This window comes from Citrobacter sp. TBCS-15 (assembly GCF_005280815.1).
Lineage (GTDB): Bacteria > Pseudomonadota > Gammaproteobacteria > Enterobacterales > Enterobacteriaceae > Citrobacter > Citrobacter werkmanii.
In genome coordinates this window covers 128,602-143,388 of the sequence record NZ_SZWK01000251.1, presented here as the reverse complement: position 1 = coordinate 143,388, position 14,787 = coordinate 128,602, and the positions used below count along the sequence as shown (strand labels likewise).

The 14,787-nt window shown below is 53.2% G+C and carries 17 protein-coding genes and 1 pseudogene; 13 read left to right on the top strand and 5 right to left on the bottom strand.

What is annotated here, in order from left to right; genetic code table 11:
* Positions 1-8: 8 nt before the first annotated feature.
* Positions 9-635 carry a lysoplasmalogenase gene (locus tag FDW96_RS13560; protein ID WP_038635015.1) on the bottom strand — a complete coding sequence of 209 codons (627 nt, stop codon included), beginning with the start codon at positions 633-635 and terminating at the stop codon, positions 9-11.
* 141 nt (positions 636-776) lie between these two features.
* Between FDW96_RS13560 and FDW96_RS13555 the strand changes: the two genes are divergently transcribed.
* Entirely contained in the window at positions 777-1,136 is a 360-nt protein-coding gene (locus tag FDW96_RS13555; RefSeq protein WP_137365822.1) for a DUF2500 domain-containing protein, read from the top strand.
* Positions 1,137-1,241: 105 nt separating this feature from the next.
* On the opposite strand, the gene FDW96_RS13550 is transcribed toward FDW96_RS13555, so the two are convergent.
* Together FDW96_RS13550 and rsmD are read right to left on the bottom strand one after the other, a co-directional pair.
* Complete coding sequence (locus tag FDW96_RS13550) at positions 1,242-1,517, bottom strand: DUF1145 family protein (RefSeq protein WP_042311836.1); 276 nt, start codon at positions 1,515-1,517, stop codon at positions 1,242-1,244.
* On the bottom strand, positions 1,507-2,103 hold the full coding sequence (gene rsmD / locus FDW96_RS13545) for a 16S rRNA (guanine(966)-N(2))-methyltransferase (protein WP_042311838.1): 597 nt from the start codon (positions 2,101-2,103) through the stop codon (positions 1,507-1,509). The genes FDW96_RS13550 and rsmD overlap by 11 nt, the downstream gene beginning before the upstream one ends.
* Before the next feature lie 151 nt (positions 2,104-2,254).
* Here rsmD and ftsY point away from each other — a divergent pair, with 151 nt between their 5' ends.
* The 5 genes from ftsY (at position 2,255) to livJ (ending at position 7,998) form a co-directional block, all read left to right on the top strand.
* Entirely contained in the window at positions 2,255-3,778 is a 1,524-nt protein-coding gene (gene ftsY / locus FDW96_RS13540) for a signal recognition particle-docking protein FtsY (protein ID WP_137365821.1), read from the top strand.
* Positions 3,779-3,780: 2 nt separating this feature from the next.
* Positions 3,781-4,449 (top strand): cell division ATP-binding protein FtsE, encoded by a 669-nt coding sequence (ftsE, locus tag FDW96_RS13535; RefSeq protein ID WP_006687468.1) that lies wholly within the window; start codon positions 3,781-3,783, stop codon positions 4,447-4,449.
* Positions 4,442-5,500, top strand: coding sequence for a permease-like cell division protein FtsX (ftsX, locus tag FDW96_RS13530; RefSeq protein WP_042311999.1), 1,059 nt, complete (start codon positions 4,442-4,444; stop codon positions 5,498-5,500). Before ftsE ends, ftsX begins: the two co-directional genes overlap by 8 nt.
* A 269-nt stretch (positions 5,501-5,769) precedes the next feature.
* Complete coding sequence (gene rpoH / locus FDW96_RS13525) at positions 5,770-6,624, top strand: RNA polymerase sigma factor RpoH (protein WP_038634997.1); 855 nt, start codon at positions 5,770-5,772, stop codon at positions 6,622-6,624.
* Positions 6,625-6,894: 270 nt separating this feature from the next.
* On the top strand, positions 6,895-7,998 hold the full coding sequence (livJ, locus tag FDW96_RS13520; RefSeq protein WP_139815584.1) for a branched chain amino acid ABC transporter substrate-binding protein LivJ: 1,104 nt from the start codon (positions 6,895-6,897) through the stop codon (positions 7,996-7,998).
* Between the two features lie 41 nt (positions 7,999-8,039).
* Here the strand turns inward: livJ and FDW96_RS26185 are convergent.
* Both FDW96_RS26185 and panM read right to left on the bottom strand, forming a co-directional pair.
* Positions 8,040-8,134, bottom strand: a pseudogene (locus FDW96_RS26185) (hypothetical protein); the annotation flags it as partial.
* A complete protein-coding gene (gene panM / locus FDW96_RS13515) occupies positions 8,119-8,502 on the bottom strand; it encodes an aspartate 1-decarboxylase autocleavage activator PanM (RefSeq protein ID WP_038634992.1) in 384 nt (127 codons plus the stop codon). The pseudogene FDW96_RS26185 and the gene panM, both read right to left, overlap by 16 nt.
* A gap of 423 nt (positions 8,503-8,925) precedes the next feature.
* On the opposite strand from panM, the gene livK reads away from it, so the two are divergent.
* The 7 genes from livK (at position 8,926) to FDW96_RS13480 (ending at position 14,720) form a co-directional block, all read left to right on the top strand.
* Entirely contained in the window at positions 8,926-10,035 is a 1,110-nt protein-coding gene (gene livK / locus FDW96_RS13510; RefSeq protein ID WP_038634989.1) for a high-affinity branched-chain amino acid ABC transporter substrate-binding protein LivK, read from the top strand.
* A 61-nt stretch (positions 10,036-10,096) separates the two neighbouring features.
* Positions 10,097-11,023, top strand: coding sequence for a high-affinity branched-chain amino acid ABC transporter permease LivH (gene livH, locus FDW96_RS13505; RefSeq protein ID WP_003827575.1), 927 nt, complete (start codon positions 10,097-10,099; stop codon positions 11,021-11,023).
* On the top strand, positions 11,020-12,297 hold the full coding sequence (gene livM, locus FDW96_RS13500) for a branched chain amino acid ABC transporter permease LivM (protein WP_038634986.1): 1,278 nt from the start codon (positions 11,020-11,022) through the stop codon (positions 12,295-12,297). Before livH ends, livM begins: the two co-directional genes overlap by 4 nt.
* Positions 12,294-13,061, top strand: coding sequence for a high-affinity branched-chain amino acid ABC transporter ATP-binding protein LivG (gene livG / locus FDW96_RS13495; RefSeq protein WP_003827578.1), 768 nt, complete (start codon positions 12,294-12,296; stop codon positions 13,059-13,061). Before livM ends, livG begins: the two co-directional genes overlap by 4 nt.
* Before the next feature lie 17 nt (positions 13,062-13,078).
* On the top strand, positions 13,079-13,792 hold the full coding sequence (gene livF, locus FDW96_RS13490) for a high-affinity branched-chain amino acid ABC transporter ATP-binding protein LivF (RefSeq protein WP_087856271.1): 714 nt from the start codon (positions 13,079-13,081) through the stop codon (positions 13,790-13,792).
* A gap of 98 nt (positions 13,793-13,890) precedes the next feature.
* Complete coding sequence (locus FDW96_RS13485) at positions 13,891-14,172, top strand: hypothetical protein (RefSeq protein WP_042311846.1); 282 nt, start codon at positions 13,891-13,893, stop codon at positions 14,170-14,172.
* A gap of 140 nt (positions 14,173-14,312) precedes the next feature.
* Positions 14,313-14,720, top strand: a complete 408-nt coding sequence (locus FDW96_RS13480; RefSeq protein ID WP_042311848.1) for a hypothetical protein — start codon at positions 14,313-14,315, stop codon at positions 14,718-14,720.
* The last annotated feature ends 67 nt before the right edge of the window (positions 14,721-14,787 follow it).

The window sequence follows — 14,787 nt, the reverse complement described above, 5'->3', positions numbered from 1 at the left end:
AAGCGATATTACAGATACAACGAACGAACAATCAGGAAATGTCCGGCGAAGTAGCAGGCGGCGGCAATGGCGTTATCGGCGCGGAAGCGGCGGCGATAATGGCTACCCAGCCAGACAAAATTGCCGATGAACAATAATGAGGCGCCGAGGAATGCCGACAGCGCGGGGCCAGTGGGGCGGAAGAACCACAGTTCGCCCGCCATCCAGACCATCATCAGCGTGATGCCGATAAAAGTACAGATGGCTAAACGCAGCTCTTCCAGTCTCGTCCAGATGATAGCGATCAGCAGTGCTCCCAACACCACCAATACCAATGGCAAAGGCCAGAAGAACGACAGCGTCATTTGGCTGGCGAAATAGATGGTATACAGCAGGTGTGAGAGGAAAAATGCCCCCACGGCGTAGAGCAGACGTTGGCGCGGCAACAGCGTCAGCGCATCGCCCAGCAGTGAGGCAAGCAGCCCTGCCAGCACCAGATAGCTGATGGCGTTAAACATTGGCGCCTGCCAGGCCAGCAGCGCCAGCAGGAGTAAAGTTAGGGGTTTAAAGACCCAGCGTTGCCAGGCGGGCCCACGATAGGAAGCATCCACGAACAACCATGCGGAAAGGCAGACAGCGATAAACGACCAAAGCATCTTAGTTCCTTGAATTCGTTATTTTTTCGTAAGCGGGGTGCTTACGGCTCTATTGTTCAGTGTAGAGGTCGACACTGCCAGATGACAACACCATAACAGGCAATGTATGCTTATTTCCGCATTTTCTGATGGGTTAATACTATGAGCAAGCCGCCACTTTTTTTCATTGTTATCATTGTCTTAATTGTTGTAGCTGCGTCGTTTCGCTTTGTCCAGCAGCGGCGTGAAAAAGCGGATAACGATGCAGCACCGCTGGTGCAAAAGCAGGTGGTAGTGAGTAATAAGCGGGAAAAACCACTTAACGATCGGCGATCACGTCAACAGGAAGTGAGCCCGGCAGGAACCAGCATGCGCTATGAAGCCAGCTTTAAGCCGCAAAGCGGTGGTCTGGAGCAGACGTTTCGCCTGGATGCCCGGCAGTACCATGCGCTAGCTGTCGGAGACAAGGGCACGCTGAGTTATAAAGGTTCGCGTTTTGAGGATTTTACGGCTGAACGTTAAGGTTGCATCTGACTGATGCCGGATGGCGGCTTACGCCTTATCCGGCCTACAAATTTTGTCGCCCCGCCCCGCCTCGCAACGCGCCGCCGGGAGAAAAGTTCACAGTTACTTCTTCAACTGGTCCTTAATCTTCTTCTGCCATACCAGCAGTTCAAAGACGCCGAACAGGAAAATGCGGATTTTCTCCCCGCTGGTCATCTGCGGGCCATCTTTTGGCATGGTGCTTTTCAGTAGCGCCAATTGCATGCCGTGCATCAGCACCATAAATATCAGTGCGACGTTAACGAAGATGTTAAGCGGGCGTGGAAAGGGTTGAAAAATATTCAGTAGTAAAAAGGCCCAGACGCACAGCATCAGCAGGCGTCCCAGGTTAATCAGCATCGTGCTCTCCTTGTGCTTCACGTTGATACAGGCGGTAGGCGACCTGTCCTGCCACTTTTTCACGGTATAGTGACCAGTTTACCGGAACCGGCGGCAGGCCGTTTTCGACTTCGCTTTCAACGTAGATATACGCTTCATCTGCCAGCCAGCCATGGGTTTCCAGAAGGGTTAATGTTTCTTCCAGTAATCCTTTGCGAAACGGCGGGTCAACGAACACCACGTTATGCGGCGTACCGGGTTGGGCCAGAAACGCCAGCGTATTGGTGTTGACGACGCGGGCATGATTTGCCTTCAGCGTAGCAAGATTCTTTTGCAACTGCTGCGATACCGCGCGATCCATCTCCAGAAGCGTCGCATTTGCCGCATAGCGAGAGAGGGCTTCCAGCCCCAACGCGCCGCTGCCGGCGAAGCAGTCCAGGCAATGTGAATCGACCATTACCGGGGCCAACCAGTTAAATAAGGTTTCGCGTACGCGGTCGGTGGTCGGGCGCAGGCCGGGACTGTCCGGAACCGGGAGTTTACGGCCACGCCATTGCCCGCCAATAATGCGGATCTGGCCGCTACCAGAGTGATTCGGTTTTTTCATTTCAATTATTGTTCAATCCGCTGCTGACGTGTCATTCCAGGCGGTGATGTGAGTTAAGTTAAGTGATAGACTATTTCATCATTTTTTTAGCTGCTATGTACATAGCGTTGACGCTGTGCCATGAAGCAACAGCGGGGGAGTGTAGTCGCAAATGGCGAAAGAGAAAAAACGTGGCTTTTTTTCCTGGCTGGGCTTTGGTCAAAAAGAGCAGGCACCGGAAAACGAGACAGAACTAAAAAACGAAGAACAACAACCGGTTGCTGAAGAAACTACCGTCGTTGACGAACAGCCGCGCGCCGAGGAAACCCGTAGCGAGGCACAAACACAAGCCTTTGCTGCTGAAGTTGTTGAAGTCACTGAACAGGTTGCGGAAATCGAAAAACTGCAGCCGGAAGAAGAGCCTGTTGCTGAGCAACTGCAGCCGGAAGTTGAAGCGGTTGCTGAATCCACTGTTGAACCTGCAGTGGAAACCCCTGCGGCGGCGGTTATCGAACACGAAGAATTGCCGCTGCCGGAAGAGGTGAAAACCGCAGATGTTTCTGCCGAAGAGTGGCAGGCTGAAGCAGAAACTGTAGAAATCGTCGAGGCGGTTGAAGAAGAAGCCGAAAACGAACCGCAACTGACCGATGAAGAACTTGAAGCGCAGGCCCTGGCCGCTGAGGCGGCGGAAGAAGCCGTCATGGTGGTGCCGGTTGAAGAACCTGCCGTTGAAGAACCGGTAGAAGAGGCGGTCCAGGAGCAGGAAAAACCAACTAAAGAAGGTTTCTTTGCGCGTCTGAAACGCAGCCTGCTGAAAACAAAAGAAAACCTCGGTTCCGGATTTATCAGTCTGTTCCGCGGTAAAAAGATCGACGATGATCTGTTTGAAGAGCTGGAAGAGCAACTGCTGATCGCCGATGTGGGTGTAGAAACGACCCGCAAAATTATTGCGAATCTGACGGAAGGCGCCAGCCGCAAGCAGCTCAAAGATGCAGAAGCGCTGTATGGCCTGCTGAAAGATGAGATGGGCGAGATTCTGGCGAAGGTTGATGAGCCGCTAAACGTCGAGGGTAAAACGCCATTTGTTATCTTGATGGTTGGCGTCAACGGCGTGGGTAAAACAACTACCATTGGTAAGCTGGCGCGTCAGTTTGAGCAGCAGGGGAAAACGGTGATGCTGGCGGCGGGCGATACCTTCCGTGCGGCAGCGGTAGAGCAGTTGCAGGTCTGGGGTCAGCGTAACAATATCCCGGTGATTGCGCAGCATACCGGCGCGGATTCCGCCTCGGTTATCTTTGATGCTATTCAGGCCGCGAAGGCACGTAACGTAGACGTGCTGATCGCTGATACCGCAGGACGTTTGCAGAACAAATCGCACCTGATGGAAGAACTGAAAAAAATCGTTCGTGTCATGAAGAAGCTCGACGAAGAGGCGCCGCATGAAGTTATGCTGACTATCGACGCCAGTACCGGGCAGAATGCGATAAGCCAGGCCAAACTGTTCCATGAAGCGGTGGGCTTAACCGGTATCACCCTGACCAAGCTGGACGGTACGGCGAAGGGTGGGGTCATCTTCTCGGTTGCCGATCAGTTTGGCATCCCTATCCGTTATATTGGTGTGGGCGAACGTATCGAGGATTTACGTCCGTTTAAAGCGGGCGATTTTATTGAGGCACTTTTTGCCCGAGAGGATTAACAATGATTCGCTTTGAACATGTCAGCAAGGCCTATCTCGGTGGGAGACAAGCGCTGCAGGGAGTGACCTTCCATATGCAGCCTGGCGAGATGGCGTTTCTGACCGGCCACTCTGGTGCGGGTAAAAGTACCCTGCTGAAGCTGATCTGTGGAATTGAACGGCCCAGCGCCGGAAAAATCTATTTCAGCGGGCATGACATCAGCCGTTTGAAAAACCGTGAAGTGCCGTTTCTGCGTCGTCAGATTGGCATGATTTTTCAGGATCACCACCTGTTGATGGACAGAACCGTGTTTGACAACGTGGCAATTCCGCTGATCATCGCGGGCGCCAGCGGGGACGATATTCGTCGTCGCGTGTCAGCGGCACTGGATAAGGTCGGGCTGTTGGACAAAGCGAAAAACTTCCCGATTCAGCTCTCCGGCGGTGAACAACAGCGCGTGGGCATCGCCCGTGCGGTGGTGAATAAACCTGCGGTACTGCTGGCGGATGAACCGACGGGGAACCTGGATGACGCGCTGTCGGAAGGGATCCTTCGCCTGTTCGAAGAGTTTAACCGCGTCGGGGTCACGGTATTAATGGCCACGCACGATATTGGTCTGATCTCCCGTCGCTCCTACCGCCAGCTGGTCCTGAGTGATGGACACCTGCATGGAGGCCTGGCGCATGAATAGACGTGACGCTATCAATCAAATCAAACAGTTCGGTGGCCGACTGGATCGTTTTCGTAAATCAGGCGGCGCGCCGGGTGATGGCGGTCGTAATGCGCCGAAGCGTGCGAAAGCCGCGCCAAAACCGAACTCACGTAAAACCAACGTCTTTAACGAGCAGGTGCGTTACGCGTTCCAGGGCGCGTTGCAAGACCTGAAAAGTAAGCCGCTGGCGACGTTCCTGACGGTGATGGTGATCGCCATCTCCCTGACGCTGCCAAGCGTGTGTTACATGGTTTATAAAAACGTAAACCAGGCGGCAAGCCAGTATTATCCCTCGCCGCAAATCACCGTCTATCTGCAAAAAACGCTGGATGACGATGCCGCCGCGCGGGTGGTGGGTCAGTTGCAGGCCGAACAGGGTGTCGAGAAAGTAAATTATCTTTCCCGCGAAGATGCGCTGGGTGAATTCCGTAACTGGTCCGGTTTTGGCGGTGCGCTGGACATGCTGGAAGAGAACCCGCTTCCTGCCGTAGCGGTGGTGATCCCGAAACTGGACTTCCAGGGGACGGAGTCGCTGAACACCCTGCGCGACCGTATTGCACAAATCAACGGTATTGATGAAGTGCGGATGGACGACAGCTGGTTCGCTCGTCTGGCGGCGCTGACGGGACTCGTGGGGCGCGTATCCGCGATGATTGGCGTGCTGATGGTGGCGGCGGTCTTCCTCGTCATCGGTAACAGCGTGCGCCTGAGTATTTTTGCGCGTCGCGATACCATTAACGTGCAAAAGCTGATTGGCGCAACGGACGGATTTATCCTGCGTCCATTCCTTTACGGCGGCGCGCTGCTCGGTTTTTCCGGCGCATTTCTTTCACTGATTTTGTCAGAAATTTTGGTGATGCGTTTGTCGTCAGCGGTGACTGAAGTGGCGCAGGTTTTTGGAACAAAGTTTGATATCAATGGCTTATCATTCGATGAGTGCCTGTTATTGCTGCTGGTGTGCTCAATGATCGGCTGGGTGGCAGCCTGGCTTGCCACGGTTCAACATTTACGCCACTTTACCCCCGATTAAAAAATCTCTGGTATAATCTTTCCCTGCACTGAGTAGTTCGCTCTGCAGGGAAAGAGTCCCTGTTATCTCTTCCCGGCGTATTCATTGTGATGTCACATTTTGTGCGTAATTTATACACATTACGACATGGAACTTGTGGATAAAATCACTGTCTGATAAAAGATTGAATGATATTCTCGTTGCTCATAAGCTCTGGCATGGTTGTTGCTACTGGTTTTTGTTAATTAGTTTTTGCCAACGCGCCAGATGAAAAGATTGAGAGGATTTGAATGACCAAAGAAATGCAAAATTTAGCTTTAGCCCCTGTTGGTAACCTGGAATCTTACATCCGGGCTGCGAACGCGTGGCCGATGTTGTCGGCTGACGAGGAGCGGGCACTGGCTGAAAAGCTGCATTACCAGGGCGATCTGGAAGCAGCTAAAACGCTGATCCTGTCTCACCTGCGCTTTGTTGTTCATATTGCTCGTAACTACGCGGGCTATGGCCTGCCGCAGGCGGATCTGATTCAGGAAGGTAATATCGGCCTGATGAAAGCCGTGCGCCGTTTCAACCCGGAAGTGGGTGTGCGCCTGGTTTCTTTCGCTGTGCACTGGATCAAAGCTGAGATCCATGAATACGTTCTGCGTAACTGGCGTATCGTGAAAGTCGCGACCACTAAAGCACAGCGTAAGCTGTTCTTTAACCTGCGTAAAACCAAGCAGCGTCTGGGCTGGTTCAACCAGGACGAAGTTGAAATGGTGGCTCGTGAGCTGGGTGTTTCCAGCAAAGACGTGCGCGAAATGGAATCCCGTATGGCGGCGCAGGACATGACGTTTGATATGTCTTCAGACGACGAGTCTGACAGCCAGCCGATGGCGCCGGTTCTGTATCTGCAGGATAAATCCTCTAACTTTGCCGATGGCATTGAAGAAGATAACTGGGAAGATCAGGCCGCGAACAAACTGACTCACGCAATGGAAGGTCTGGACGAACGTAGCCAGGATATCATCCGCGCCCGTTGGCTGGACGAAGACAACAAGTCGACGTTGCAGGAACTGGCCGATCGCTACGGCGTTTCTGCTGAACGTGTTCGTCAGCTTGAAAAGAACGCCATGAAAAAACTGCGCGCCGCTATCGAAGCGTAATCTTCCAGTAAACCTGGAAATGCTGATAAACCCTGGATGAAAATCCGGGGTTTTTTGTTTTTATCTCTCCCTCTATCTCCTGACGTTTAGGCTTTTTGTCATCAAGTTGTTATCTGCATGTCAAATTTAGCTATTCCAAAATAATAAAAATCGGGTATGTTTTAGCAGAGTATGCTGCTAAAGCACGGGTGGCTATCCAATAATCGAAATAAAGTGCTGAACAACAACATCACAACATACGTAATAACCACAATAATGGGGATTGTCAGGATGAATATGAAGGGTAAAGCGTTATTGGCAGGATGTATCGCCCTGTCTTTGAGCAATATGGCGTTTGCTAAGGATATTAAAGTGGCCGTTGTCGGCGCAATGTCCGGTCCGGTAGCACAGTATGGCGATCAGGAGTTTACTGGCGCAGAGCAGGCGATTGCGGATATCAACGCCAAGGGCGGGGTGAAAGGTGACAAACTGGTCGTGGTGAAATACGACGACGCCTGCGACCCGAAACAAGCGGTAGCGGTCGCGAACAAAGTGGTCAACGACGGGATTAAATACGTTATCGGTCATCTGTGCTCATCTTCTACCCAGCCCGCGTCAGATATCTATGAAGATGAAGGCATTCTGATGATCACCCCGGCAGCAACGGCGCCGGAGCTGACTGCGCGTGGTTATAAGCTGGTGATGCGTACCACCGGCCTGGATTCCGATCAGGGGCCAACTGCCGCCAAATACATTCTGGAAAAAGTGAAGCCGCAACGCATCGCCATCATTCACGATAAGCAGCAGTACGGTGAAGGTCTGGCGCGTGCGGTGCAGGACGGCCTGAAGAAAGGCAACGCCAACGTGGTGTTCTTTGACGGAATTACCGCCGGTGAAAAAGACTTCTCGACGCTGGTGGCGCGCCTGAAGAAAGAGAATATCGATTTCGTTTACTACGGTGGTTATCACCCGGAAATGGGGCAGATCCTGCGTCAGTCTCGTGCCGCAGGTCTGAAAACCCAGTTTATGGGTCCGGAAGGGGTAGCGAACGTGTCGCTGTCTAACATTGCGGGTGAGTCTGCGGAAGGCTTACTGGTAACCAAGCCGAAGAACTACGACCAGGTGCCAGCGAACAAACCGATTGTGGATGCTATCAAGGCCAAGAAACAGGATCCAAGTGGCGCATTCGTGTGGACCACTTACGCCGCGCTGCAATCCTTGCAGGCCGGCCTGAACCAGTCTGACGATCCGGCTGAAATTGCCAAGTACCTGAAAGCAAACTCAGTAGAAACCGTAATGGGGCCGCTGTCCTGGGACGAGAAGGGCGATCTGAAAGGCTTCGAATTCGGTGTGTTTGACTGGCATGCAAACGGGACGGCGACCGACGCCAAGTAATTGAGTGCCGGGTGGCGGCTTCGCCTTACCCGGCCTACATACCTGGAAAATTGCGAGGTGGTTTTTTATTTTTTGTTCCCAGCATGTAGGCCGGATAAGCGTCAGCGCCATCCGGCTTTTTTATCTTTTTTCCCAGCCATCTGCCTGGGCTGTAAAGCCTAACGCCTGCATAAACGCGGCCATCACGCTGCGGTCTTCAACGCCTACATCTGCCATCCACCATGAACTCACACTTGGGTTTTCGCGGATCACCTCTTCGATCAAATACTGCCCGACGCCGCGACGACGGGTGATTTCACGTACGCGCAACGAATCCAGAGCACCTTGTGTGCCGCTCAGGGTGACACGTACAGCGCCTAACAGACGCTCGTTAAAACGCGCGGCGTAGATCCGGTGCGTTTCATCTACGCTTAACGATGAGGCGGAATATTCCGGCCAGATTTTGCCCAGATCAATCAGATCCTGGGCGCTAAAGTTGTTTAAACGAACGATGGTCAGCTTCATTAGCAGCATGTCCAAATCACAAAAGATGGAAGCAGTGTACCGAAATAATTCACCCGGATGCTTTCTCTTTTTTATGCGATTAACCAGGTTAATCGTTTTACGACAACGGTAATGACAGTTTGAAACATTAGAGATTGAAAAACAGGCAGGATAATACCCTGGGATGCAGCATTTTATTCCGCTCTTTGTACCGTTATTTTATGCTGACAAACGTGCTTTTTTTTGTTTATCTATAGTGAAAAGCAGAATATTATCTTTTCTTAATCGACTGAAATATAGAGATTTTAGCCTGATTTTGCTTAAAAAACTGTGCTAAACCATTAATGAGATTGGTAAAAATAGTGCAGTTCAAAAAAAGCACAGTCTGCTTTTTAACCACATAAATACAAAATATTAATTACGTCACGAATGGGGATTCAGGTAATGAAACGGAATGCGAAAACAATCATCGCAGGGGTGATAGCACTGGCAATGTCGCATGCTGTCATGGCAGAAGATATTAAGGTTGCTGTTGTCGGGGCGATGTCGGGTCCGGTCGCACAGTGGGGTGATATGGAATTTAATGGCGCACGTCAGGCCATTAAAGATATCAATGCCAAAGGTGGGATCAAAGGCGACAAGCTGGTCGCCGTGGAATATGACGATGCTTGCGATCCAAAACAGGCTGTTGCCGTAGCAAACAAAATCGTCAACGACGGTATTCAGTATGTTATTGGCCACCTGTGCTCATCTTCGACTCAGCCAGCGTCAGACATCTATGAAGACGAAGGGATCCTGATGATTTCCCCGGGGGCAACCAACCCGGAACTGACTCAGCGCGGTTACGCACACATTATGCGTACTGCGGGTCTGGACTCCTCCCAAGGACCAACGGCCGCGAAATACATTCTGGAGAAGGTGAAGCCGCAGCGCATCGCCATCATCCATGATAAACAGCAATATGGTGAAGGTCTGGCGCGTTCGGTGCAGGACAGCCTGAAAGCGGGCAAAGCCAACATCGTCTTCTTTGATGGCATCACCGCTGGGGAAAAAGATTTCTCTGCGCTGATTGCCCGCCTGAAGAAAGAAAATATCGACTTCGTCTATTACGGCGGCTACTACCCGGAAATGGGGCAAATGCTGCGCCAGGCGCGCTCCGTTGGCCTGAAAACTCAGTTTATGGGGCCAGAGGGTGTGGGTAATGCCTCTCTGTCTAACATTGCTGGTGATGCCGCAGAAGGCATGCTGGTGACGATGCCAAAACGCTATGACCAGGATCCGGCGAATAAAGCGATTGTCGACGCGCTCAAAGCTGACAAGAAAGATCCAACCGGACCGTACGTGTGGATCACTTATGCAGCCGTCCAGTCACTGGCGAGCGCAATGGATCGCAGCGGAAGCAAAGAGCCGCTGGATCTGGTGAAAGATCTGAAAGCACACGGGGCTGATACCGTGATTGGGCCGCTGAAATGGGACGAAAAAGGCGATTTGAAGGGATTTGAGTTTGGTGTCTTCCAGTGGCACGCCGACGGATCATCGACCGTCGCGAAGTAATACCTGAAGACGAGTTATCCCACCGCCCGTGCAAAACGGGCGGGTTAAGAAAGGTTACCTTATGTCCGAGCAGTTCCTCTATTTCTTGCAGCAGATGTTTAACGGCGTCACGCTGGGAAGCACCTACGCGCTGATCGCCATCGGTTATACGATGGTGTACGGCATTATTGGCATGATTAACTTCGCCCATGGCGAGGTGTATATGATCGGCAGCTATGTCTCCTTTATGATCATCGCTGCGCTAATGATGATGGGGATTGATTCCAGTTGGCTACTGGTCGCGGCGGGCTTCGTCGGCGCGATTGTGATTGCCAGCGCCTACGGCTGGAGTATTGAACGGGTGGCGTATCGGCCCGTGCGCAGCTCCAAGCGTTTGATCGCGCTAATTTCCGCTATCGGGATGTCCATCTTCCTGCAAAACTACGTCAGCCTGACGGAAGGTTCGCGCGACGTGGCGCTGCCCAGCCTGTTTAACGGCCAGTGGACTGTCGGCAGTAGTGATAACTTCTCTGCATCTATCACCACTATGCAGCTGGTTATCTGGATTGTAACCTTCCTCGCGATGCTGGCGCTGACGCTGTTTATCCGCTATTCGCGTATGGGACGCGCTTGCCGCGCCTGTGCGGAAGATCTGAAAATGGCCAGCCTGCTCGGCATTAACACCGACCGCGTGATTGCGCTGACCTTTGTGATCGGTGCGGCAATGGCGGCGGTTGCGGGCGTGCTGCTCGGTCAGTTCTATGGCGTAATTAACCCCTACATCGGCTTTATGGCCGGGATGAAAGCCTTTACCGCGGCGGTACTGGGCGGCATTGGCAGCATCCCTGGCGCGATGATTGGCGGCCTGATTCTGGGCGTTGCCGAAGCGCTTTCTTCTGCTTATCTGAGTACCGAATACAAAGACGTGGTGTCGTTCGCGCTGCTGATTCTGGTACTGCTGGTGATGCCGACCGGTATTCTGGGTCGTCCGGAGGTAGAGAAAGTATGAAACCGATGCATTTTGCAATGGCGCTGCTCTCTGCCGCCATGTTCTTCATTCTGGCGGGCGTCTTTATGGGCGTTCAGTTAGAACTGGATGGCACCAAACTGGTGGTGGATACCGCTGCGGATATCCGCTGGCAGTGGGTGTTCATCGGCACTGGCGTGGTGTTCCTTTTCCAGCTGTTGCGTCCGGCCTTCCAGAAGGGCCTGAAGAGTGTCTCCGGGCCGAAGTTTATTCTGCCAGCGATTGACGGCTCAACGGTGAAACAGAAACTGTTTCTGGTGGCGCTGCTGGTGATTGCCGTGGCATGGCCGTTTATGGTCTCGCGTGGCACGGTGGACATCGCCACGCTGACGATGATTTATATCATCCTCGGCCTCGGCTTAAACGTGGTGGTGGGGCTTTCCGGCCTGCTGGTGCTGGGCTACGGCGGCTTCTATGCCATCGGCGCTTACACCTTTGCGCTACTGAACCACTATTACGGCCTCGGTTTCTGGACCTGTCTTCCGTTGGCAGGACTGGTTTCTGCCGCTGCGGGGTTCCTGCTCGGCTTCCCGGTCCTGCGACTGCGCGGTGATTATCTGGCGATTGTGACCTTGGGCTTCGGCGAAATCGTCCGTATCCTGCTGCTCAACAACACCGAAATCACCGGCGGCCCGAACGGTATCAGCCAGATCCCGAAACCCACCTTTTTCGGTCTTGAGTTCAGCCGCAGCGCGCGTGAAGGTGGCTGGGATACCTTCAGCAACTTCTTTAACGTGAAGTATGACCCGTCCGATCGCGTGATTTTCCTCTATCTGGTGGCGTTGCTGCTGGTGGTGTTCTCGCTGTTTGTCATCAACCGTCTGCTGCGTATGCCGCTGGGACGTGCGTGGGAAGCGCTGCGTGAAGATGAAATCGCCTGCCGTTCACTGGGCTTAAATCCTACACGCATCAAGCTGACCGCCTTTACCATCAGCGCCGCGTTCGCGGGTTTTGCTGGCACGCTGTTTGCCGCGCGGCAGGGTTTTGTCAGCCCGGAATCGTTCACCTTTGCCGAGTCGGCCTTTGTGCTGGCGATTGTGGTTCTGGGTGGGATGGGTTCGCAGTTTGCGGTCATCCTCGCAGCTATCCTGCTGGTCGTGTCACGCGAACTGATGCGTGATTTCAATGAATACAGCATGTTAATGCTGGGTGGTTTGATGGTACTGATGATGATCTGGCGTCCGCAGGGCTTGTTGCCGATGACCCGTCCGCAGTTGAAGCTGAAAAACGGGGAAGCAAAAGGAGAGCAGGCATGAGTCAGCCATTATTATCCGTTAACGGCCTGATGATGCGCTTCGGCGGTCTGCTGGCGGTGAACAACGTTGAGCTGGAACTGAGGCCGCAGGAAATCGTTTCGTTAATCGGGCCAAACGGCGCGGGTAAAACCACGGTCTTTAACTGCCTGACCGGTTTTTATAAACCGACGGGCGGGACGATTAAGCTGCGCGACCAGCACCTGGAAGGGCTGCCGGGCCAGCAAATCGCGCGTATGGGCGTGGTGCGCACTTTCCAGCACGTACGCCTGTTTCGCGAAATGACGGTGATTGAAAACCTGCTGGTGGCGCAACACCAGCAATTGAAAACCGGCGTCTTTTCCGGCCTGTTAAAAACGCCGTCGTTCCGTCGCGCGCAGAGTGAAGCCCTGGATCGCGCCGCCACCTGGCTTGCGCGTATTGGTTTGCTGGAGCATGCCAACCGTCAGGCCAGTAACCTCGCCTACGGTGACCAGCGTCGGCTGGAGATCGCCCGCTGCATGGTGACACAGCCGGAAATCCTGATGCTCGACGAACCGGCCGCTGGCCTCAACCCGAAAGAGACTAAAGAGCTGGACGAGCTGATTGCCGAGCTGCGCAACCATCACAACACCACCATTCTGTTGATTGAGCACGATATGAAACTGGTGATGGGAATTTCCGACCGTATTTACGTGGTGAACCAGGGCACGCCGCTGGCGAACGGGACGCCGGAACAGATTCGTAATAACCCGGACGTGATCCGCGCCTATTTAGGTGAAGCATAATGGGGGCGAGGCATAATATGGATAAGGCGATGTTATCGTTCGATAAAGTCAGCGCCCACTACGGCAAAATTCAGGCGCTGCACGAGGTTAGCCTGTATATCAATCAGGGTGAAATCGTAACGCTTATCGGCGCCAACGGCGCGGGTAAAACCACCCTGCTCGGTACGTTATGCGGCGACCCACGCGCGACCAGCGGGCGAATTGTCTTTGATGGTAAAGACATTACCGACTGGCAGACAGCGAAAATCATGCGCGAAGCGGTGGCGATCGTTCCGGAAGGGCGTCGTGTGTTTTCGCGTATGACGGTGGAAGAGAACCTGGCGATGGGCGGCTTCTTTGCCGAGAAGGACCAGTTTCAGGAACGTATCAAGTGGGTGTATGACCTGTTCCCGCGCCTGCATGAGCGTCGCATTCAGCGTGCGGGCACCATGTCCGGCGGTGAACAACAGATGCTGGCGATTGGCCGCGCGCTGATGAGCCAGCCGCGCCTGTTGCTGCTGGATGAACCTTCTCTGGGGTTGGCGCCGATTATCATCCAGCAGATCTTTAACACCATTGAGCAGTTGCGCGAGCAGGGGATGACCATCTTCCTCGTCGAGCAGAACGCCAACCAGGCGCTGAAACTCGCCGACCGCGGCTACGTGCTGGAAAACGGTCATGTGGTACTGGAAGACACCGGCGATGCGCTACTGGCGAATGAAGCGGTGCGTAGCGCTTATCTGGGCGGTTAAGATTTCTCTTAAGAGTTAAGGGGCCTGATGGCCCCTTTTTATCGCGTTATGTTATTATTGAGAATGGTTATCAATAATAATATGAACATGGAGAAAGGATGATACGTTCAGGTACCTGCATGATGATTGGAACTCTGTTATTGGCGTTTGCATCTGGCGCTCAGGCATTGGAACCGCAAACGTTCGACCCGCGCGATCCGTCTATCTGGGAAGAGAAACCAACCAACCCGTTGGCACAGTCCAGCTCGCCCTGCGAAGTCTTCACCAGCTCGGTATGCCCTGGCTGGGAAGATGAGAAATCAGATATCCAGCGTGAACGTGAGCGGCGGGAACAGCAGCGTTTACAGAATGAATTTGAACGACGCTGGCGTCGGGATTAACGTTACCGGAGTGAATGGGCAGCGTGTCAGGTCACGTCGCTAGCTAAATCTGCAGGTATTGCGAGCCTTGTCCCAGCAAGCATAGGTTATTTGCTGCATAATCAACGGCTTGATGTATATCTCGAGTCAATGGTAATTGAATGAATGATTTACCGCGTCAAACTGACGTGCTGCCCATGCCCGCAATAGAAGGTGTCACGGTCTCTTTTAATGGACTGCACTATCTGCGCCCGGAACTGCTGCTGGACTTCGTCAGCATCAGTAGCGCGCCGTTGCTTGCCGTTACGCCTGTTGCATTGCTGTACTCTTCTGTTGGTGTGCTGCAGCAGGTCGAGTTACGCAAGCTGCCGGTTGAAGTCGTTGGCCGTGTGGTTTATCCCATCACTTCGCTGAAGCTTCCTGCGTTACGAGGAAAGCTCATCATTAACGCCCAGTCGCGACGGCTCAAGTTTCTGGAAAGTCTGGTGGCGATATCGCCGGAAGATAATATCCACGGTATGCAGGTTCTGGGCCTGGCGCTGGAGTTTACGTTCGCACAACCTGAGTGATCTCATCTGTACGGCAAATCTTTTTATGGGCCGGGTAAGGCACCTCCCCGGCTTTGTTGTGCTCCAC